This window comes from Peribacillus muralis, assembly GCF_001645685.2.
In the GTDB taxonomy this organism is placed as follows: Bacteria; Bacillota; Bacilli; order Bacillales; family DSM-1321; genus Peribacillus; species Peribacillus muralis_A.
On the sequence record NZ_CP017080.1, the window covers coordinates 980,163 to 1,001,607 of the forward strand.

The 21,445-nt window shown below is 42.0% G+C and carries 16 protein-coding genes; 11 read left to right on the forward strand and 5 right to left on the reverse strand.

Annotation, left to right across the window (positions count from 1 at the left end):
• The first annotated feature begins 28 nt into the window (after positions 1-28).
• The 4 genes from ABE28_RS04705 (at position 29) to ABE28_RS04720 (ending at position 5,191) form a co-directional block, all read left to right on the forward strand.
• Positions 29-1,855 carry an APC family permease gene (locus ABE28_RS04705; protein WP_064466821.1) on the forward strand — a complete coding sequence of 609 codons (1,827 nt, stop codon included), beginning with the start codon at positions 29-31 and terminating at the stop codon, positions 1,853-1,855.
• A 287-nt stretch (positions 1,856-2,142) separates the two neighbouring features.
• Entirely contained in the window at positions 2,143-2,997 is an 855-nt protein-coding gene (locus tag ABE28_RS04710) for a RhaT/GlcU family sugar-proton symporter (RefSeq protein WP_064466820.1), read from the forward strand.
• A 15-nt stretch (positions 2,998-3,012) separates the two neighbouring features.
• Positions 3,013-3,798, forward strand: a complete 786-nt coding sequence (locus ABE28_RS04715) for a glucose 1-dehydrogenase (protein WP_064466819.1) — start codon at positions 3,013-3,015, stop codon at positions 3,796-3,798.
• 475 nt (positions 3,799-4,273) lie between these two features.
• Entirely contained in the window at positions 4,274-5,191 is a 918-nt protein-coding gene (locus ABE28_RS04720) for a hypothetical protein (protein WP_064466818.1), read from the forward strand.
• Positions 5,192-5,474: 283 nt separating this feature from the next.
• Here the strand turns inward: ABE28_RS04720 and ABE28_RS04725 are convergent, their stop codons facing one another.
• Positions 5,475-6,020, reverse strand: a complete 546-nt coding sequence (locus ABE28_RS04725; RefSeq protein WP_064466817.1) for an NADPH-dependent FMN reductase — start codon at positions 6,018-6,020, stop codon at positions 5,475-5,477.
• Between the two features lie 314 nt (positions 6,021-6,334).
• Here ABE28_RS04725 and lepB point away from each other — a divergent pair, with 314 nt between their 5' ends.
• Complete coding sequence (gene lepB, locus ABE28_RS04730; protein WP_064466816.1) at positions 6,335-6,883, forward strand: signal peptidase I; 549 nt, start codon at positions 6,335-6,337, stop codon at positions 6,881-6,883.
• Positions 6,884-6,981: 98 nt separating this feature from the next.
• On the opposite strand, the gene ABE28_RS04735 is transcribed toward lepB, so the two are convergent.
• The gene (locus ABE28_RS04735) at positions 6,982-8,382 is read right to left on the reverse strand and encodes a sigma-54 interaction domain-containing protein (protein WP_064466815.1); all 1,401 of its coding nucleotides are present in this window, start codon (positions 8,380-8,382) and stop codon (positions 6,982-6,984) included.
• 259 nt (positions 8,383-8,641) lie between these two features.
• Here ABE28_RS04735 and ABE28_RS04740 point away from each other — a divergent pair, with 259 nt between their 5' ends.
• The 4 genes from ABE28_RS04740 to ABE28_RS04765 all read left to right on the forward strand — a co-directional run bounded on the left by ABE28_RS04740 (position 8,642) and on the right by ABE28_RS04765 (position 14,628).
• Complete coding sequence (locus tag ABE28_RS04740; protein WP_064466814.1) at positions 8,642-10,306, forward strand: alpha-keto acid decarboxylase family protein; 1,665 nt, start codon at positions 8,642-8,644, stop codon at positions 10,304-10,306.
• 1,625 nt (positions 10,307-11,931) lie between these two features.
• The gene (locus ABE28_RS04755) at positions 11,932-12,630 is read left to right on the forward strand and encodes a polysaccharide deacetylase family protein (protein ID WP_064466811.1); all 699 of its coding nucleotides are present in this window, start codon (positions 11,932-11,934) and stop codon (positions 12,628-12,630) included.
• 14 nt (positions 12,631-12,644) lie between these two features.
• Positions 12,645-13,244, forward strand: coding sequence for a DedA family protein (locus ABE28_RS04760; RefSeq protein WP_064466810.1), 600 nt, complete (start codon positions 12,645-12,647; stop codon positions 13,242-13,244).
• A 223-nt stretch (positions 13,245-13,467) separates the two neighbouring features.
• Entirely contained in the window at positions 13,468-14,628 is a 1,161-nt protein-coding gene (locus ABE28_RS04765; RefSeq protein ID WP_064466809.1) for an MGDG synthase family glycosyltransferase, read from the forward strand.
• A 61-nt stretch (positions 14,629-14,689) separates the two neighbouring features.
• On the opposite strand, the gene ABE28_RS04770 is transcribed toward ABE28_RS04765, so the two are convergent.
• The gene (locus ABE28_RS04770; protein ID WP_064466808.1) at positions 14,690-15,322 is read right to left on the reverse strand and encodes a DNA-3-methyladenine glycosylase; all 633 of its coding nucleotides are present in this window, start codon (positions 15,320-15,322) and stop codon (positions 14,690-14,692) included.
• A 117-nt stretch (positions 15,323-15,439) separates the two neighbouring features.
• Positions 15,440-17,005 (reverse strand): MDR family MFS transporter, encoded by a 1,566-nt coding sequence (locus ABE28_RS04775; RefSeq protein ID WP_064466807.1) that lies wholly within the window; start codon positions 17,003-17,005, stop codon positions 15,440-15,442.
• 240 nt (positions 17,006-17,245) lie between these two features.
• Here ABE28_RS04775 and proC point away from each other — a divergent pair, with 240 nt between their 5' ends.
• Together proC and ABE28_RS04785 are read left to right on the forward strand one after the other, a co-directional pair.
• Positions 17,246-18,052: a pyrroline-5-carboxylate reductase gene (gene proC / locus ABE28_RS04780; RefSeq protein WP_064466806.1), complete on the forward strand. Its 807-nt coding sequence runs from the start codon at positions 17,246-17,248 to the stop codon at positions 18,050-18,052.
• Positions 18,053-18,133: 81 nt separating this feature from the next.
• The gene (locus ABE28_RS04785; RefSeq protein WP_064466805.1) at positions 18,134-19,501 is read left to right on the forward strand and encodes an FAD-binding oxidoreductase; all 1,368 of its coding nucleotides are present in this window, start codon (positions 18,134-18,136) and stop codon (positions 19,499-19,501) included.
• 615 nt (positions 19,502-20,116) lie between these two features.
• Here ABE28_RS04785 and ald read toward each other — a convergent pair.
• Positions 20,117-21,250, reverse strand: coding sequence for an alanine dehydrogenase (gene ald, locus ABE28_RS04790; protein WP_064466804.1), 1,134 nt, complete (start codon positions 21,248-21,250; stop codon positions 20,117-20,119).
• Between the last annotated feature and the right edge of the window lie 195 nt (positions 21,251-21,445).

Here is a 21,445-nt window from a genome sequence, read left to right on the forward strand (position 1 = left end):
TACTTAAAACATGGTGGGGGAATTTTTGATGTTATCATCAATTAAGAGGTTCTTGATAGGAAGACCCTTAAAATCAAATGCGCTTGGTGATCAAAAGCTTAACAAAACAAAAGCGTTGGCCATTCTATCTTCTGATGCTTTGTCTTCAGTTGCATATGGTCCGGAACAAATATTGATCGTTTTGATCACGGTTGGTGCTGCGGCATTTTGGTATTCCATACCGATTGCCATCGGGGTCTTGATCCTGTTAACAGCTCTTATTTTGTCCTATAGGCAGATCATTTTTGCTTACCCGCATGGCGGAGGGGCCTATGTCGTCTCAAAAAACAATTTAGGGATAAATCCAGGGCTGATCGCTGGTGGATCTTTATTGGTGGATTATATATTGACTGTCGCTGTAAGCGTATCAGCAGGTACGGATGCCATCACGTCCGCATTTCCCAGCCTGCATGCGTATAATGTCGTTATCGCTATCATTTTTGTGATCCTGCTTACCATCCTTAATCTTAGAGGGGTAACGGAGTCGGCTTCGGTATTGGCCTATCCCGTCTATCTGTTCGTTTTAGCATTATTCATCCTGATCGGGGTGGGACTATACAAAATCTTGACTGGCGATGTCTCACCTGAATTGCATGCGTCGATTGGGACACCAGTCGCCGGCATCAGTTTATTCATCTTGCTGAGGGCATTTGCATCCGGCAGCTCCGCCTTGACCGGCGTAGAAGCAATCTCCAATGCGATTCCTAACTTTAAAGATCCAGCACCGAATAATGCTGCTAAAACTTTAATCGCGATGGGCTCATTGCTTGCTGTATTATTTACGGGAATTGTTTTCCTAGCCTACTATTTAAGCATAGTTCCCAGCGCAGAAGTAACGGTGGTTTCGCAAATCGCCGAACAGATATTTGGAAGGAACTTCATGTATTTCTTTATACAAGGCACGACGGCATTAATCTTGATTCTTGCTGCCAATACTGGGTATTCTGCTTTCCCGCTGCTCGCGGTCAATTTGGCCAAGGATAAGTTCATTCCAAGGATGTTTACGATAAGAGGCGACCGCTTGGGATATTCCAATGGAATCATCATTCTTGGGCTTGCATCGATTATCCTGATAGTCGCTTTTGGGGGGCATACCGAGAATCTCATTCCCCTTTATGCAGTAGGTGTTTTCATTCCATTCACCTTGTCACAGTCGGGTATGATGGTTAAATGGATTCGAGAAAAGCCTAAAGGCTGGATCGTGAAATTAACGATTAATTCAATTGGGGCGATCATTAGCTTTATTGTCACGCTCATTTTCTTTTTAACCAAATTCGTGCATGTATGGCCTGTTTTAGTCTTCCTGCCAATCATCATTTTGATGTTTCATCGCATAAGGAGACATTATGATGCGGTAGGCGATCAATTGCGAATCACTACGTGTGAGCCGACTCTTCCCATCCAAGGAAATGTCATCATCGTTCCTGTTGCCGGTATCACGCATGTAGTCGAGAACTCCTTGAATTATGCCAAATCTCTTTCTGCAGATCAAATCATTGCCGTATATATCTCCTTTGAAAGGGAGGATGAAAAGAAATTCGAAGAAAAATGGAAGAATTGGCAGCCGGATATCAGGCTCGTCACACTTCATTCGTACTACCGCAGCATCATTCAGCCATTGACTAAATTTGTAGATACGGTTGAGCATAAGGCAAGGGAATCCAACTATCAAGTTACAGTCATCATCCCGCAATTCATTCCGAAGAAGGGCTGGCACAACATTCTCCATAACCAATCCAGTTTACTGATTCGTGCCTACTTACTTTATAGAAGGAATGTAGTGGTTACGACCGTTCCATATCATTTGAAGAAGTAAACCGCTTATAATATGGAAGCAACCCTGCTCAGGGTTGCTTCTTGCTGTAGGCAAACTCGATGAAAATTTGGGTTTGCCTGCAGTTTTTTTTTTGCCCTTTATGCAGTAAAGTGAAAAACTGCCCTTATTAGATATATCGAAGAAAGCTGCAGTCAATATTCGAGTACATAATGATTAACGCCAAACTAAAAATTACCAAGGCTCAATTCGATGCGTGAGAACATATTAAGTAAAGACTATATAAGTTTCCTGCTTTAGTTTGAACATACATATAATGGGGGTTGAAGATGGATATAGTATTAGCGCTCTTGCCTGCGGTGTTCTGGGGAAGCATCGTATTATTTAATGTGAAGCTGGGGGGCGGACCTTACAGTCAGACACTGGGAACAACGATCGGTGCCTTGATCTTTTCAATTGGCGTTTATATTTTTGCCGATATCAAGCTATCTCTTTTGGTATTTGGCGTCGGCATCGTGTCTGGATTGTTTTGGGCTGTTGGACAAGCCAATCAGCTAAAGAGCATCGACTTAATGGGCGTTTCCAAAACGATGCCGATATCAACGGGGCTGCAGCTCATTTCGACGACGTTATTCGGGGTCATCGTTTTCCATGAGTGGTCAACGATGAAGGCGGTCATTTTAGGCGTCTTGGCATTGGTTTTCATCATTATAGGAATTGTCCTGACCTCATTGGAAGATAAAGAATCAAAAGAGGGAAAATCGGGAAACTTGAAAAAAGGAATCATCATTCTTCTCATCTCTACTTTCGGTTATTTGGTTTATGTGGTCGTTGCCCGGCTTTTTGATGTAGATGGCTGGTCAGCGTTATTCCCTCAAGCGATAGGAATGGTGATAGGCGGACTTTTATTGACATTTAAACATAAACCGTTTAACAAATATGCAATTCGAAATATCATTCCCGGATTGATATGGGCTGCAGGAAACATGTTTTTATTCATTTCCCAGCCTCGAGTGGGAGTAGCTACAAGTTTTTCGTTGTCACAAATGGGGATTGTCATCTCGACACTCGGCGGAATCATCATATTACGAGAGAAAAAAACGAAACACCAACTAATTGGAATCGTCATCGGAATAATCTTGATCATCATAGCAGGGGTAATGCTAGGACTTGCAAAAAGTTAATTGGAGGATGATGAAATGTATAAAGATTTAGAAGGCAAGGTCGTTGTGATAACAGGGTCATCAACTGGTTTGGGGAAAGCGATGGCGATTCGCTTTGCTCAGGAAAAGGCAAAGGTTGTAGTTAATTATCGCTCCAAGCCGGAGGAGGCGGATAGTGTATTGGAGGAAATAAAAGCTGCTAGCGGGGAAGCGATAGCAGTGAAAGGCGATGTCACCGTCGAAGGCGATGTAATGAACCTTGTTGATACAGCAGTAAAGAAGTTTGGGAAACTTGATGTATTCATCAATAATGCAGGGATAGAAAACCCCGTTCCATCTCATGAGATGCCGTTAAGCGATTGGAATAGGGTGATAAACACCAATTTGACTGGCAACTTCCTCGGCTGCCGTGAAGCAATCAAATATTATGTCGAGAACGATATAAAAGGCAATGTGATAAACATGTCCAGTGTGCATGAAATGATTCCATGGCCATTATTCGTCCATTATGCGGCAAGCAAGGGCGGGGTAAAATTGCTTACGGAAACATTGGCTCTTGAATATGCGCCAAAAGGAATCCGCGTCAACAGCATCGGTCCGGGTGCCATCGCTACCCCAATAAATGCCGATAAGCTTGAAGATCCCAAGAAGAAAAAGGACCTTGAAAGCATGATACCAATGGGGTACATCGGCAAGCCAGAGGAAATTGCCGCTGTAGCTGTATGGCTGGCTTCCTCCGAATCCAGTTATGTAACGGGCATCACTTTGTTCGCCGATGGAGGGATGACAAAATATCCTTCGTTCCAAGCTGGACGAGGATAAAGAAGACGACAAAACCAATATAACACTTATGGTTTCGGAATTATGTTCATTCCGGAGCCTTTTCATCCTTCACTGAAAGGTCTTTGACTTTCCACGAATTTCAATGGAGTTGAATCTAAAAAACCCCATTATAAACAGTCAAAGTACAGAAATACCATACTGAAAGGTACGAGTGTACGAGGATTGCTTGTTAATTGTGAAAAATGGATGGTTTAAGTACCAATCCTTAAAATGATAGATTGAGAGTGGTCATGACTAACATCGGCAAAAACAAATTGGACGTGGCCATCATCGAATTCTTTCACTCCTTCCATAGTCGTATGGATTAACCTTGCATGCCATCAACTTTTCTGAACTCTTTTGTACTTGTTAAATAAAGTTAATAATGAATTATGAATTTATTAATCTTTCATTAATAATTTTCTAATGATTACCAGTTAAACTAAATATTGAATTCACTTAGGGAGGCATTAAAATGAAAAAAATAATTGTATCTATACCAGTAATGACTATGTTAATATCGGGTTTTTCTTACAGCACCGCAGATGCAAGAAGTGCAGTTGGTTATCTGCCAAATGATCCAGAATCCAATCTCACTTCGGAAGTAAAACCAGAAGAGGAACCAAGAAAGGAAGAAGCAGCTGAAAACAATAATGGAAGTGCAGTAGGGCAACTGCCAAGTAATCCAGAATCCAATCTCACTCCGGAAGTAAAACCGGAAGAGGAACCAAAAAAGGAAGAAGCAGCTGAAAACAATAATGGGAGTGCAGTAGGGCATCTGCCAAGTAATCCAGAATCCAATCTCACTTCGGAAGTAAAACCGGAAGAGGAACCAGTATCCGGTCCTTCAATCCATAGTAAAATGACTATTCTAGAAGCATATGCAGGTGAAAATACAATAAAAGTTGAACGTCCAGCTATAGATGTTACTCTCAAATTTTACCGTAATAACAAATATGAGGGTTCAGGTAATATCTATTCTTTATTTTATGAAACGCTCGGTAATAGAGCCAGTTTCCATTATCCAGGTGAAGCATTAAAACTAGGTGACAATTTACGAGTGGATACAGTAGATCCGTCCGGCCTAGTAACTAAAGGAAAAAGATTTAAGGTAAGTGATATGAGAACACCTGAAGATAAAGTAACTGTTAATAACCTTAAAGCTGGAAAAACCGTCACTATTGAAGGTGAAACAATGGAGCTGGCCACTTATTATGAAATATATGTGAATGGTAAGCCGGTTAAATTCACTGTGAAAAATAAGGTGAACCCTGATGTATATTCAGTACAAGTTTCAGATTTAAATAAAGGAGATATTGTAACAGTTTTTGCTAGTGATATGAATGCAACTGGAAGGTACATTCATGGCTCTGTTACAACAACAGTGGAATAAGCTACCAAAATAACTTGAAACATAGATTTTTTTTAACGGAAAAAAACACAGAAATGTGAGTGTAAGACTGTAGAAAAACTTGAACTGCCCCGTAAAATTTACGGGGTGTTTTTTTGATAAAAATATATATCCTGCCATACCTAAAGTTCGATTCTAGAGGAGTGCAAATGGCTACCCACTCTATGTACCGATATATGCTTTCAGGCAAAGGTAAACTACCGGTCCCTATATAGGGACCGGTAGTTTGGGTATCTTTTTACATATAGACCTTATTGAAAATTCCTCAACGAGTATGATGATTATACCAGTCTATGAAGTTATCTACGACGGTATCGATGAACTGCACAGTAGATTCGTGTGTAAGGCTTCCGTCATTGTCGATCTTATCATGAACGGCTCCTACATAGACTTCATTCCCCGGAAGAAGCGGTGAGGATATGCCTAATGCGAATAAGATATCCCGTAGATGCAGTTGGGCTTTAACCGTTCCGAGCTGCCCCATGGACGCACCCATGATCCATGATGGTTTGCCAATCAAGACTTTGTCCACACGTGATAACCAATCAATGGCATTACCCAAAACGCCAGGAATGGTCCCATTGTATTCAGGCGTCACCCAAAGAACTGCGTCTGCATCGGCCACTTTGCCTTTGAATTCTTTCACGACGGCAGGAGGATCGTTTTCAATATCTTGATCATAGAAAGGTAACTCACGAATATTTAAGATTTCCAGTTCGAAACGGTCTTGATACCTAGTTTGAATATATTTGGCAAGCTTTAGGTTATAAGACTCTTTACGAATGCTTCCCACTATTGCGACGACTTTCATCTTCATTACCTCCGGATGTTTATTTGTAATGGATAACCATGTTAATATGTTCCACTTACTCATTATAATTGGATTTACAATGAAAAGGAAAAAGGATGCTTGGAAAATAGTCAATTGTTGAAAAAGCCTTGGAACATCGTCAGTTCCTTAATCGCTACGATTTGAGTTCTATGTCCTTCTTGTGTTACAGCTGTGAATGATGGTTAATTCTCGAAAGCAATAAGCGGATATGTTACAATTTTTCCATATATTTCATTGGGTTGCTTATATTAAATATATATATGCAATTCCCAATAAGTAAGGTGGGAGAAAATTTGAAGAATGATAGGAAAAGGGAAGTGTACTCATGGTCAAAATCGATCTTATTCGCAGTAATGATTGTGTTTATTTGCCAACAGTTTTTATTTACGCCAATCACTGTCAAAGGCAAATCCATGGAGCCTACCTATGAAAACGATGACCGTATCGTGGTAACAAAAGTCGGAAAGCCGGAACGTTTCGATATGATCGTATTTTATGCACCAGATGCCGATGAGAAGTACATAAAAAGGGTGATCGGTTTACCAGGTGACCGTATTGAAATGAATGACGATGTACTTTATATCAATGGGAAAAACTATTCGGAACCATATTTGAAAACAAAAAAAGCAGGAATTCCCCCTGGTGAAAAGCTGACGGAGAATTTCACTTTGAAAGGCTTACACGGGATAGATAAGGTACCTGCTGGGCATTTGTTCGTCATGGGAGATAATCGAAGGAACAGTTGGGACGGAAGAAGGTTTGGTTTTATTCCGGAGCAATCGCTTGTCGGTAAAGTTGAATTTCGTATCTATCCATTAAATGAAATGGGTGTGCCTAAGTAACCACAGGCTAGGGTGAATCTATAATGATGGTGAAAATGGGGACCTTCAATAAGAAAGTCCCTTATTTTTATAGATGCAAGTCGTATTGTTCTCACTGACTATAATGGCACTTGACCTTTATATTTTTTCATTTTCCTAACGACCGAAGGCTGACTGATGCCTAAGGATTTTGCCATTTCATATGTGGATTTACATTGTTTGCTCGCTTTCATCAACATCCACTTTTCCACTTGTTCAAGAGCTGTCTTAAGGTCACTGTCGTCCACCTTCATATGATCGATCTTGAAGGGAGCATCGTTACTCTCCGGAAATTCTTGTCCATGCAAATGGGCGGGGAGGAAGCTTGGGATAATGATGGAGTCTTCCGATGTCAAAATGAGCCGTTCGATAAGGTTTTCCAATTCTCGCACATTCCCGGACCATTTATGCCCGATCAGAATTTCATATGTGGAAGGATGTAATTTCTTATTTGTGTTGTATTTCTTATTGATGATTTCGAGATTATGATTGATTAAGATGGCAATATCTTCTTTTCTTTCTCGTAAAGGCGGTATTTGGATGGGAATCACATGTAAGCGGTAATATAAATCGAGTCTGAATTTGCCCTTTTCGACCATTTCCTCAAGGTTTTGATTGGTTGCCGTTACAAGTCGAAAATCAATCTTATGCTCTTTTTTTCCGCCCACCCTTTTAAACCGCTTCTCTTGCAGGACATTCAATAATTTCACTTGCATATCCAAGGGGAGCTCGCCAATTTCATCCAAAAAAAGCGTTCCGTTATCAGCTTGTTCAACCAAGCCTTGCTTTCCGTGCTTTTGTGCCCCTGTAAAGGACCCTGCTTCATACCCAAACATTTCGGATTCGAAGAGGCTTTCAGGAATGGTACTGCAATTGACTTCGATGAATGGATCTTTGCTGCGGTAGCTTTGGGTATGGAGCCTTCGGGCAAATACGCTCTTTCCAACTCCCGATTCTCCAAGTAGCATGACTGTGGCATCCGTTTTGGAAACACGGTGGATCGTTTTGGCAATTTGCCGCATCTCCTTGCTTCGGTAAATCAGCTCCTCTTGTTCTCTAAGCTCTTCGACCTCGTGTTGATATTCTTGGATCTTTTTCTCCAATTGGCCGTATTGATCTTGGAGCTTCCTGATTTCCGTTTGATCTTGGGTATAACTGACAACTCGAATCAGTTCACCATCATCATCAAAGACGGGGTAAGCCGTCGACATGACGATTTTTCCCGTTTTTGTATGCTGCATGATTTGGACAGGCGTTTTTTCTTTTAAAACCATCGCGGAAATCGAAGGTGAGAGGATTCCTTCCGTTTCAAGCTGGTAAACGGACTTCCCAAGGTAATGGTCCGGTTCAATACCGTAAATCCACCAGTGGTTTGGATTTGTAAATAAAATGAACCCCTTTTCATCCGTCACGGTAATATTATTATTGGAAGTGCTGATGATGCTGTCCAGAATTCTTTTTACATTGTTATCACTCATCATGTTCCTCCTTGCTTTTCTTCCCATTAATTCAAATATAAATTAAAAAAGCGAGTTAAATCAAGAATTTTCAGTTATTTTGATTTAAAAATGAATCATTTTCCCGCTTTGTTCACTGATTAGAAACGTTGGCATGGGTGTTTCCATGGAGTTGTAGAGTGGCCAGGGGCAGGTCTTCATTACCTGGGCACTTACACGGTTAACCTACTTAGGTTTGGGTATAGATATAGTAGACACAATAATTCGGAGGAGTGATGAAATCATGGAAAACAGAACACTGGGACAGTATTTATACGATTGTTTAAGAGAAGAAGGAATTACAGAGATATTTGGTGTGCCTGGAGATTATAATTTTTCATTGCTGGATACCCTGGAAGATTATGAGGGGATTGAATTCATTAATGGAAGAAATGAGCTCAATGCTGGATACGCTGCGGACGCCTATGCCAGGGTGAAGGGCATTTCGGCGCTCATTACCACTTTTGGTGTTGGTGAAATGAGCGCAAGTAATGCAATTGCAGGAGCCTACAGTGAAAACGTGCCGCTCATTCATATCGTTGGGTCGCCAAAGTCCGTTATGCAAAAAGAGAAGGCAATTGCCCATCATACGTTAATGGATGGGGATTTTGATGTTTTTCGTAAAGTGTACGAGCATATCACAGGCTATACAGTCATTCTTACACCCGAGAACGCCGCTAGGGAGATACCGGCTGCCATCATGCTCGCGAAGTCAAAGAAAAAGCCTGTTTATATGGTAGTGGCAATCGACCTTGTAACAAAGCCGTTGATTTTCCACAGTGAGCCATTGGAAAACGAGGCCAAAACGAATCAGGAAACGCTGCAGGCAGCGGTCGAGCATATAAGGAAGATGCTAGAGCCCGTAAAGAAAGCAGCACTGCTTGTCGATATGAAGACACTTCGTTATAACCTTGGGGGATCCGTGCAGCAGCTTGCTGAACGGTTGAATGTTCCAGTCGCTTCGCTAATGCAGGGGAAAAGCGGTTTCGATGAGAGCCACCCTCAGTATATTGGTGTGTATGGCGGAGCCTTTGGAAGGCAGGAAGTGACGAAGATCGTTGAAGAAGCGGATTGCCTCATTGCCGTTGGGCCGGTTTGGTCCGACACGAATACATCAAAAGAGACAGCAAAGCTCGATCCGCTGAAAATGGTCGAGATTCAACCGGACTCTTTGAAAGTGGGAGCAGCCAGTTATATGGACGTCAAGGCGGAGGATGTCCTGCATGCACTCAAAGATATCGGCTTCAAAATGGAGGAATCCGTTGCAGCCATGGCGTTTCCCTATGACACAATGGCCGATGATCCATCGGCTCCAATTGAGGCAGCTTCTTATTATCCGCGAATTCAGCAAATGTTAAAGGAAGATGACATTGTTGTAACGGAAACAGGGACATTCTCTTACGGGATGTCACAGGTAAGGTTACCAAAAGGTGTGACTTATATAGCGCAAGGCGGCTGGCAAAGCATTGGGTATGCCACACCTGCTGCTTTCGGCGCTTGTATTGCGGATAAAAACCGCCGTGTACTTTTGTTTACCGGTGACGGCTCTTTACAGCTAACTGCACAGGAAATAAGCTCGATGCTGGAAAATGGCTGTAAACCTATCATTTTCATTCTCAACAATGACGGTTATACGATCGAAAAATTCTTGAACGTCAAGGTCGATATTGATAAACAGACATACAACGAGATACCGGCGTGGAATTATACAAAATTGCCTGAAGCATTTGGGAAGGATGCCTTCACTGCCAGGGTCGAGACAAACAGGGAACTTGATGAGGCCATCACAAATGCTCAGGATTTGAACGGTGAAAAACTGTGCGTGATCGAACTGATCGTGAAGGACCCTATGGATGGACCGGAGTATATGCAAAAAATGAGGCAGTACCTTGAAAAGCAAGAAAACTAAAGGGATAATATCCTCACCCTAGACCATGATTTTTCCTGTATAACGAACCCCTTACCGCATCCAAGAAACTGCGAGGTCCCGCTGGATTTTTGCGGCGAGGTGGCTTGGCACTCATTCGCGGAAAGGGTGGATGTTTATGGAAATAGCAGGAGAAGAAAGGCCTTCAGAATGAACTGCATCCCGATTGTTAGATATATCTAACAATCGGAGGTGCAGTTTTTTAAAGTGAATCAGCATGTTCGGAGTGCTTAGAAGGAAAAAATCGCATAAATCCATTGCTCAAGAACGATATAAGTCAGGTAAGGTAAACAGTAAACAGGATATATCCAGCAAGATAATACCATTTTTGGTCTCTGGCATTTCAAAATTGGAATCTAGTATTTTGAAATTAAGAGTATTATGGAAATATAACGAAAATATTATTATAAGTTTGGCTGTGCCTATGGGTTTAGAGGGAAAATAAAGGTCTTTATAGAGCTTGTCGAATCTAATGACGTTTATCTCAGCAGGCAGGTGATAAACATGATAGTAAGAAACGCCTTGTTAATATAACAAACGCTGGTTCATCATCGAAATAAAGATGAAATAGCCCAACGGAAGAAATCATTAAGTGTGGAAGGGGCACGCACCAGTAATCACCTCAATTATACGATGGGGCAAAGGCTAATGCGCCGACTATGGCTAAATTAGAAATTAGGTTTACTAGTAAAGGTTTAGTTATTTTTCAAATTGTAAATAACGAATTATCTCGTCTTGATGAGGTTAGATGGTAGAAACCTTTCCATCTGATGTGAATATTATTTTTCAAAAATGGAACTCATCATTCCCGTTTTGGAATACTGATAAATCAAACATGTTATTTATGAAAACGGAAGATGGGCTTAAGGGTGCCATTCTGCTTCAACTCCCTCTTGGTTTGGCTGCAGGAGACCTCTGTAAAACTCTTGAGAGCTATCCCAGATCAATAGTCTTATCCTCTATACAAAAAGCTCATCACTTGAACACAATCCTCCGGGAGGATATTTCCCTGAAAGCAAATCTCTCCTTAAATCAATTCATATAATTACTGTGGCATGACTTTTTCTCCTTTCTTAAATTTCTTCACGATGCTAGAGGAGTCGTACACAAGCCTCGTCATTCCTGACTTGAGCAGGGACGATGTGTGTTAGGCACTAGGAGGATGCATAAAAATTGACCTACAGCAGTGATAGGTAGCTACACCCCCCTTGATGGTTCTCACTTTCCCATTTGGAACCGTTTTATTAAGCGCCTGGATATGTAAGGTCCGGTACTACCCTTTTGCTCTTTCCAAATGCGCCCTGCCGTATCCAAGGCTTAAGAATGGAATGTCGTATTTAATTAAAGAAAACCGCTTTTCCATGCATTCATTAAAGGCTTCATTCGTCCCCCATATAAAAGAATGCTGTTAATAAAGGAGTAAAATAGGGAAGTTGAAAGAGGTTGGAAATGTGAAAGGAATCGGCAGTGCCCTTTCGAAAAAGTAAATCGTTTCACTGTTTAATTGAATTTCCCTTGCAATCCCTTTATATTGAAAAGGTGGCAGTTTATTAGGTATTAAATTCTTGCCAGAATAATGATAATGAGAGGGTCGGTTTTTTTACGTGATGGTTATATGGATGGTCGGTTTTACTATTTTATTGGCTTTATTTCTACTATATACGATAATCCCTACGTTGCTTATCCGTGTATTCGGATGGGGAATAATCAAGAATACAAAAAAGAATAGTGGGGTAGCGCTAACCTTTGATGATGGACCAAACCCCGAATATACAATCCGATTGCTTGATCTTTTGGAAAAGTATGAAGTAAAAGCTTCGTTCTTTGTGGTGGGTAGTAAGGTGAGGCACAATCCTGAAATCGTTAAACGAATGCATGAGGATGGGCATGTGATTGGAATCCATCATTTTGATCATGTTTCAAGTTGGATCCTTTCACCATTTCAATTAAAGAAGCAGCTGGGCATGACCGAAAAGGCAATAACTGAATGTACCAAGGAAAAGGTCATTTTTTATAGACCTCCATGGGGACACTTCAATATTTTCACACCTATTCTTAGCAAGAACTATAAAGTGATCATGTGGTCGGCCATTTTCGGTGATTGGAAAGTGGATACATGCAAAAATAATCTCCTTGGGCAATTACGTACAACCTCCAATGAAGGTGAGATTTTACTGCTTCATGACTGTGGTGAAACACTGGGGGCGGATAAGGAAGCACCGAGGCATATGATTGAAAAATTGGAAATTTATTTACGTGAAAGTAAAGAAAAGGGAACGGAATTCGTCACTTTAAGAGACTTATAAATTCTGGGGGTACCATGAATATCGATACGATTTTACATTTCATTAACATATATGGATACCTGATCATTTTTTTGTTTTTGTTCCTTGGCATCGTTGGTATTCCTGCTCCAGAGGAATCACTCCTTTTTTTAATTGGAGTGTTGATCGCCCAACATAAACTCTCCTTCGGGCCATCGTTATCATCCGCTTTTCTTGGTGCTTTTACAGGGATGCTCGCAGCTTATGTTTGTGGGAAATATGTGGGGTACCCATTTATCGATAAATATGGAAAGTACGTAGGAATTACCAACGAGCGTTGGGAAAAGACAAAAATAAATTATATGGAAAATATCCAAAAGACGGTCATTTTTGGATTTTATATACCGGGTATGCGGCAAATCAGCCCTTATTTTGCAGGGATATCCAGAATCCCTTTCCGTAAATTTTTCCTGCTGTCCTTATTGGGCACTTTTCTCTGGACTGTCCCCTTTATAGTGGCTGGATATTATTTGGGTAATGCATTTAATATAAACCCGCAATATGTTCCGTATCTGGGTGTTCTTTTCTTATTTATTTTTGTATTTTATGTCACTTTCAAATATATTAAAAGAAAGAAACAAAAGTCCAATAATTGAGAGTCACTTCTTTTCCATGAAACTTTAGCATGGATTTCCTATAGGAAAAACTGCTTATCAATGGAGATTTATATTACTTTGAAATATCATTGGATTTCTCGACCACAACAATGTTTACAACAAAGATGAAGAGTAATTGTTGCAGGATCAGTTCGTGAAACTGCTAGTATCTGTCTATATGAAATATGGTATTCAAAGTATGAATTCTTAGGAGATGACGCGAATGAAAAAGGTTCTGTTTTTACCTCTCTTTCGAATGCAGTCAGGACATCATCAAGTAGCTGAGGCATTAATGGATATGTTGGAGAAGCATTCAAACGGTATCGTTTTAAAAAAAGTGGATTTGATAAGCTATACAAACAATTCTTTAGAAAAAATGCTGACAAACGGTTACTTAAAATGGATCAGGTATGCACCAGAAACCTATGATCTCGCCTATAAAAACCTTTTTTATGTCCCTTCATCCAGGGAGTGGGCATTAAAATGGTATCAACCTATATTCCTGAGAAAAATGGAACAATTGATTGCCGAGGAAAACCCGGATTTAATCGTGTGTACGCATGGTTTCCCTTCATATCTTTTGAGCCAGTTAAAGATGAAAGGGAAATGCGACATTCCCATCATTAACGTTTACACAGACTACTTCATTAATAATGTGTGGGGGACACAAGGAATAGATGCCCACTTTCTCCCAAGCCAAGAAGTGAAAGAAAAGTTAATGAACATGCGTCACATTCCGAAACAACGGATGATGGTCACAGGAATTCCCGTCCATGAGGAAATTACAAAAATCGCCAGTGAACAAAAAAATTCGAATCGGCCAAAAATTTTAATATCGGGGGGAAATAGCGGTCTAGGCGGGATTTTAAATGTAGCAGCTGAGTTAAAGAGTTCGATCGAGTTTGATTACGTGGTGCTTTGTGGCAATAATATTAAATTGTATGATGAAATCGATTCATGGAATTTAGCTCATATCAAGCCTTTAACCTATATAACATCAAGAGTTGAAATGAATAAGCTTTATGAAGAGGTAAACGCAATCGTTACAAAGCCGGGCGGTGTCACCATAAGCGAAGCATTACGTAAAAGGCTGCCGATTTTCGTTCATTCCATGCTGCCGGGCCAGGAAGCGATAAATCTAAAATATCTAAAAGAACAAAAGCTTGTATTCGAGCTCAATCAGAAATGGCCATTTGAACAGCAAATGAAGGAAACGTTGAAGAACCAGGAAATAATGGAGAAATGGAACACTTCGATCGAGTCCTATCATAAGGAAATTGAACTTGATAAGCCTGAGGGGATAGTGGAAGTGATGAAGTTGATCATTGATCTTGAAAAAGCCAGTGAATTTCCGTATATGACCAGTCAAACCAAAGTCATTTAAGGCAATGACTGCGTTACAGAAGGGACGAGCCCCATCCCCTCCAAGATCATGTGCATCAATATTACTTGGAAGGGGATGGCATCATCCTTTTTTTTATGGTGCGGGATATGTACGGGCTCCCAGTCACCCAAAAACGCCACGGATAATCCTTGGCTTCCCCAGTGTTGTCAATACCGATGCGGGGGCCGCTGGAGATGTGTTCAGGCTGCTTTCCAGCAGCAAGATAAAGAGGGGGAGCCGTAAAGGATTGGCCATAATCCTCCATGGTGATGCCCAGTGCTTTTGTCAGCTTCCCAGGTCCATCAGTCCATTTGCGAATGTCGGCAATTCCGCGCCTTTCCTGCATTAATTCAAGACCTGAGTAAGGCTCAACCGCCCGGATCAAAACGGCTTCCGGATTATCAATCCCGCCGCTTACGACATTGACCAGTGTATGAGTGTGCATGACGTATGTATAAATCAATCCGGACATGCCATACATCACTTCCGTCCGTTTTGTCCTCCTATTTCCAAAACTATGTGCGGCCCTGTCAAGAGGACCCATATAGGCTTCGGTTTCAACGATGAATCCAGAAGCGGTGCCATCCGCAGTCTTTTTTACAAGCAGGCACCCGAGAAGGGATTTGGCCAGCTCAAGAGTGGGTTGTTCATAAAAATCGACTGGTAAGATTGAATGGTTCGTTTTATTCGTCATAGGATCACTCCATTTTATTGATTACAGGTAAATTTCCCTTAACTACGAAAAAAGAAACATCGACTTGCAGGGATGAAACAAGGCCGGCTGAACGATTCAGCCGGCCTTGTTTCATGTTCAACTTAGGTCTTTTTCCGTTTCTTGATCTTTTTTGATTCTTCCGGAACCCACGGAAAGTGCCACTAATATGCCTGCGGCAACAAAAAAGATACCTGTGACGAAAACACTGGAAAAAGCATCAATCCAAGCATTTTCGATCGTTTTTATCAGGACGCTGCTAACTTCCGCAGGCACTTTAAGATTTTCGGGATAAAGCATGATGTTGAATAATTTATCCGTTTTATCCGCCAGTGCCGTCAGTGCCTCGTGCAAGAGTGGGTTCTTTTCACTACCTGCAGCATCATCCATATTTTGCTGAAGATTATGATTCATGACTGCGTTCAGAATCGTGATGCCCATCGTTCCTCCTATTGATCGGAAGAAGGTGGAGGCCGCTGTGACCGAGCCAAGCTGTGATTTCGGAAATTCATTTTGAACGGCAATCATCAATGTCGGCATGACTAGCCCCATTCCAATTCCCAAAACGGCCATGAAGGAATAAGCAGTGAAAATGGTCGTACTGCCGTCCATCGTGCTCATGAGGAAAAAGCCTAGGGTAGCAAAGGCCATTCCAAAGGTAAGTACTGTGCGAAAACGGAATTTCAGTAACAACCTTCCGCCTACGATACTGGAAAGAATTAAGCCGACCATCATGGGGGTCATGGTCGATCCTGCTTTTGTAGGTGATACGCCCAGCACTCCTTGCATGAACAGCGGAACGAACATGATCGCACCGAACATACCGAGTCCCAACAAGAATCCTAAAATATTGGTAGTGGCAAAAACCCGATTTTTAAAAAGAGATAAATCAAGGATCGGTTCAACTGCTTTTCTTTCAAATATGATGAATAGAGCGATGAAGATGAGAGTAAAGCCGAAAATCAAGAGAGATTCAAGTGATACCCATTCGAACTTATCACCACCGAATGTCAACCCCAATAATAATAGGACGATACCAGGTATCAAGGTGAAGATGCCAAGATAATCAATATTCACTTTCTCCGTTTTACTGATCGACTCATGCTTCAACCCGACATAAATCAGGATGGCGGATAATAACCCTGTCGGGACATTGATGAGAAAAATCCAGTGCCAACTGATATGGTCTACGATCAAGCCGCCAAGAAAAGGTCCAATGACGGAACTTAACCCAAAAAGGCCACCGAATACTCCTTGCCATTTGGCTCTTTGTTCAGCTGAGAAGATATCGCCGATGATCGTCTGGGATAAGGGCATGATCATCCCGCCGCCTATGCCTTGCAGCCCCCTGTAAATGATCAATTGCTCCATGGAAGTGGCAGTGGCACATAGGAATGAACCAATCGTGAAGATGATCGTACCAAGAAGGTAGAGTGAACGCCTGCCATATAGATCAGAGAGCTTCCCAACAATCGGTACAACAGTCGTTGAAGCTATTAAATAGGCAGTCGTTACCCAAGCAAAAATGGTAAAGCCATTCAATTCCCCGATAATTGTCGGCATGGCCGTACCGACTATCGTTTGTTCCAATGAACTGAAAAACATTCCAATGATCAACCCTGCCAAGACAAGCCTGGTATTGACTGCTTTTTTCTCCATTTGCATACCATTTCCCCATTCCTGAACTGTATTCCTTATGACTGATAGGTCAAAATTATATAGCTGAAATGACCATTAAGTCAATGGTTTTTTTTCGCTAAAAAACAAGTTTTTCTCCCTGTACCTATAGTAATTCGGCTGGAAATGGTTAAATCCTTCCTATTGAATATCTCCGACGTGTTTCCGTGTACCAAATCCGATATAATAAGAGGGAATATAGATGGATCTGGATTGGAAGTGTAAGATATGAATAAAAGAATAGGTTTTATTGGCTGCGGTAAAATGGGTGAGGCCATACTGGAGGGCATTTTACTGGCTGAAGTCATTTCGCCCGATCGAATCATGGTAAGTACAGCAAGCATGGGTTCCATGACGAAGATCACGACGAAACATAAGGTTAAAGGCACCATCGATAATGCAGAAGTTGCCGCTTTTGCCGACATTCTCTTTTTAGGAATTCAGCCTGCCATGCATAAGCAAGTGCTTGAAGAGGTGAAGGATCATATGAAAGGAAGCACCGTAATCATTACCATGGCGGCGGGGATCAATATTTCCCTGATAGAAAACAGCTTCGAAAGGAAAGTGAAGGTCGTAAGGACGATGCCAAATACTCCTTCCCTTGTGGGTGAGGGCTTGACAGCCATAAGCCTTAACGATGAGATTACGGATGATGATATAGCAGCTGTAACGGCACTTTTGAATAGCTTTGGGAAAACGGAGATCCTCCATGAGGATATGATGGATGCAGTTCCAGCCATCAGCGGCTCATCACCTGCATATGTATACATGTTCATCGAAGCGCTGGCTGATGGAGGGGTTCGTGATGGCATTCCACGAAAACAAGCATACCGTATGGCAGCACAAGCTGTAATGGGGGCTGCTAAAATGGTGCTTGAAACGGAAAAACATCCAGCCGCATTAAAAGATGATGTCTGCACTCCTGGTGGTTCAACGATAGCTGCAGTAGCTGCCTTGGAAGAGGCTCAGCTTAGATCTGGCATATTACGAGCGATGAAGGCCTGTACAGATAAAACGAAAGGGATCGGCCAATAAGGGGAGCGATTGCCTGTAATGAGGCAATCTCCTTTTTGGATATAATTTTCAGAATGTTTAGTTAAAAGAGGGGGATGCAGGATGAACCAGTACATAGAGCAACTAAAGAAGATTTTGACGGATGAGCAAGTAACGGTTAATGCAACTTTATTGGAACAGCACAGTCATGATGAATCGTACCATACTCCACAATTACCAGACATGGTCATATATCCTAAAGATACGGCAGAAGTTAGTGCAGTTATGAGGTATGCGAATGAACATGATATACCGGTGATTCCTTTTGGGCTAGGATCAAGCTTGGAGGGGCATGTCGTTCCAGTCAAAGGAGGGATTTCCCTAGATATGTCCTTGATGAATCAAGTGTTGGAAATCAGGGAAAATGATTTCCTCGTGAAGGTACAGCCAGGCGTGACAAGGACACAGCTCAACAAAGAATTGAAAAGGTATGGACTGTTCTTTTCCGTTGATCCAGGCGCCGATGCGACACTGGGGGGGATGGCTGCAACGAATGCAAGTGGTACGACCTCGGTCAAATATGGGATAATGCGTGATCAAGTCAGAGATCTGGAAGTTGTCCTGGCAAATGGTGAAGTGATCCATACCGGCAGCTTAGCGACAAAATCATCCTCAGGCATACATTTGAGTGGATTGTTTGTAGGATCGGAAGGGACGTTAGGTGTATTTACTGAGCTGACACTCAAGGTATATGGAATCCCTGAGGTCACCATGGCAGGAAGAGCAACCTTTCCGACCGTCGAACAAGCAGTATCTGCGGTTAATGGCATCATGCTTGCTGGAATCCCGATTGCCCGAATTGAATTGGTTGATGCCGAGTCGATAAAAAAGGTTAATCAATTCATGGATAAAGCCTATGACGTCAAACCTACCTTGTTTCTGGAGTTTCACGGCAATTTTGCCGGTTTGGAACAGGATGTCCAATTCGCTAAGGAAATCGTAGGTGATTTTGGCTGTGGGGATATCCAGTTTGAAATGGATTCTAAAGCACGGAATGCATTGTGGGAAGCCCGCCACAATCTCGCATATGCATTCATTCATAGTGCTCCGGGCAAGAAGCTGATGGTGACCGATGTAAGCGTGCCCCTTCATGAATTGTCGAATGCCATCCTCGAAACGAGGAAGAAGGTCGAATGGTCCAAAGTGGAGGGAGCGATCGTAGGCCATGTTGGGGATGGCAATTATCATGTTTTGTTCATGATTGATTTAAACAACCCAGAGGAAGTGAAAGAGGCGCAGAGGTTAAATGGAGAAATCGTTGAATATGCCTTATCGAAAGGCGGCACTTGTACGGGCGAGCATGGTGTCGGTCTTGGAAAATCGAAGTATCAGAAAAGGGAGCACGGAGCCGCCTACGAAGTGATGAAAACGATTAAATATTCACTAGATCCGAAAGGAATAATGAACCCAGGTAAAATTTTCGTAGATTAAGAGAATTTCAATGACTAGTAACTCCTACAATGAATAAGCATTAACTTGTGAAAGAGATGACTTGCTCTTCTCTAACTCTGTGCAGCCAACTATATCCTATAATTTAACCATATAACCGTTCTAAAAAGTTAAAACTCGTGTCATATTTAATAAAAACGCCTGATGTGTGAGATAATCCGACCAATATCGGAAGGAATCCGTCCGAATGAGGAGATAATTCGACCTAAATCGTAGGGTTCCGTCCGTCTGAGGGTATAATCCGACCTAAATCGTAGGGTTCCGCCCGTCTGAGGAGAGAATTCGACCAACATCGGAAGGAATCCGTCCGTCCGAGGAGAAAATCCGACCAACATCGGAGGAATTCGACCGAATGAGGAGAGAATCCGACCAACATCGGAAGGAATCCGTCCGTCTGAGGAGAAAATTCGACCAACATCGGAAGGAATCCGTCCGTCTGAGGAGATAATTCGTCCAACATGGAAGGAATCCGTCCGAATGAGGAGAGAATCCGACCAACATGGAAAAAATCCGTCCTTCAGCCGAAAAAGTCATGAGTTATCCGATAAAAAGACTCCAGACACGATTTGTGTCTGGAGTCTTCATTTTTATATTATATTAAGCGTTAATGTTGTTTGGGTTTAAGGCGTTTTCCACACTTACGTAATTGTAGCCTAGGTCTGTTGCAACTGCTTCGAAGGTAATCTCTCCATTCGCCACATTGACGCCTTTTGCAAGGGCATCATTTTCAAGGATTGCTTTCAGGGCTCCTTTGTTTGCGATTTGCAGCGCGAATGGAACCGTTACGTTCGTTAAAGCGACAGTGGATGTTTGGGGCACCGCTCCTGGCATGTTTGCCACTGCGTAATGGACAACTCCATGTTTTACATAAGTAGGGTTATCATGTGTTGTTATGTGGTCAACCGTTTCAAAGATCCCGCCTTGGTCGATTGCGACATCGACGATTACTGAACCTGGAGACATTGATTTAACCATTTCTTCAGTTACGAGCTTTGGAGCTTTGGCACCTGGAATCAGTACAGCACCGATGACTAAATCAGCATCCTTGACCGCTTCAGCGATGTTATAAGGATTTGAGATAAGTGTAGTCAGTTCGTTTCCGAAAATATCATCCAACTGACGAAGACGATCAGGGCTTAAGTCAAGAATTGTAACGTCTGCGCCTAAGCCAATGGCAATCTTAGCTGCGTTCGTTCCAACCATTCCTCCACCGACTACAACGACTTTGCCGCGTTTCACTCCGGGAACTCCACTTAATAGGATTCCTTTGCCGCCATTATTCTTTTCGAGGAATTGAGCACCGATTTGCGCAGCCATACGTCCTGCCACTTCACTCATTGGAGTCAATAATGGAAGTGTACGGTTTACTGCAACCGTCTCATAAGCGATGGCCAAGACATCGCTTTCTTTTAAGGCCTGTGCAAGGGCTGGCTCGGCAGCAAGATGTAAATATGTGAAGAGAATTAAGTCTTTACGGAAATATTTATATTCAGATGAGATAGGTTCTTTTACTTTCATGATCATGTCTGTACTTGACCAAACACTAGCAGCGTCCTCGACTATTACAGCACCAGCTTCTTGGTATGACTCATTTGTAAAACTGCTTCCTAGACCAGCGTTCATTTCGATTAATACTTCATGTCCCGCATTCACTAATGCTACAACGCCTGCTGGAGTGATAGCTACACGGTTTTCATTGTTTTTAATCTCTTTTGGAATTCCTATTCTCATCTTAATCCCTCCAATAATATGTTTTGCTATTTGTATCACAAGTATAGTAGGAAAAAGAAACAGTTAGTATGTGGAAATCAGAAAAGTGAAAAAGGTGTATTTGTGAAATTCCACAAACGCAAATCCAATAAGCATGGACTTGCTAGTTTTGAGCCCTTCATTGATGTCAAAAACGTGACATGGTAGGACAAAGGG

What these genes read in the sequence shown, in the direction of transcription:
- ABE28_RS04705 (WP_064466821.1), top strand. Translation starts at nt 29, where the DNA reads ATGTTATCATCAATTAAGAGGTTCTTGATAGGAAGACCCTTAAAATCA.
- ABE28_RS04710 (WP_064466820.1), top strand. Translation starts at nt 2,143, where the DNA reads ATGGATATAGTATTAGCGCTCTTGCCTGCGGTGTTCTGGGGAAGCATC.
- ABE28_RS04715 (WP_064466819.1), top strand. Translation starts at nt 3,013, where the DNA reads ATGTATAAAGATTTAGAAGGCAAGGTCGTTGTGATAACAGGGTCATCA.
- ABE28_RS04720 (WP_064466818.1), top strand. Translation starts at nt 4,274, where the DNA reads ATGAAAAAAATAATTGTATCTATACCAGTAATGACTATGTTAATATCG.
- ABE28_RS04725 (WP_064466817.1), bottom strand. Translation starts at nt 6,020, where the DNA reads ATGAAAGTCGTCGCAATAGTGGGAAGCATTCGTAAAGAGTCTTATAAC.
- ABE28_RS04735 (WP_064466815.1), bottom strand. Translation starts at nt 8,382, where the DNA reads ATGATGAGTGATAACAATGTAAAAAGAATTCTGGACAGCATCATCAGC.
- ABE28_RS04740 (WP_064466814.1), top strand. Translation starts at nt 8,642, where the DNA reads ATGGAAAACAGAACACTGGGACAGTATTTATACGATTGTTTAAGAGAA.
- ABE28_RS04755 (WP_064466811.1), top strand. Translation starts at nt 11,932, where the DNA reads ATGGTTATATGGATGGTCGGTTTTACTATTTTATTGGCTTTATTTCTA.
- ABE28_RS04760 (WP_064466810.1), top strand. Translation starts at nt 12,645, where the DNA reads ATGAATATCGATACGATTTTACATTTCATTAACATATATGGATACCTG.
- ABE28_RS04765 (WP_064466809.1), top strand. Translation starts at nt 13,468, where the DNA reads ATGAAAAAGGTTCTGTTTTTACCTCTCTTTCGAATGCAGTCAGGACAT.
- ABE28_RS04770 (WP_064466808.1), bottom strand. Translation starts at nt 15,322, where the DNA reads ATGACGAATAAAACGAACCATTCAATCTTACCAGTCGATTTTTATGAA.
- ABE28_RS04775 (WP_064466807.1), bottom strand. Translation starts at nt 17,005, where the DNA reads ATGCAAATGGAGAAAAAAGCAGTCAATACCAGGCTTGTCTTGGCAGGG.
- proC (WP_064466806.1), top strand. Translation starts at nt 17,246, where the DNA reads ATGAATAAAAGAATAGGTTTTATTGGCTGCGGTAAAATGGGTGAGGCC.
- ABE28_RS04785 (WP_064466805.1), top strand. Translation starts at nt 18,134, where the DNA reads ATGAACCAGTACATAGAGCAACTAAAGAAGATTTTGACGGATGAGCAA.
- ald (WP_064466804.1), bottom strand. Translation starts at nt 21,250, where the DNA reads ATGAGAATAGGAATTCCAAAAGAGATTAAAAACAATGAAAACCGTGTA.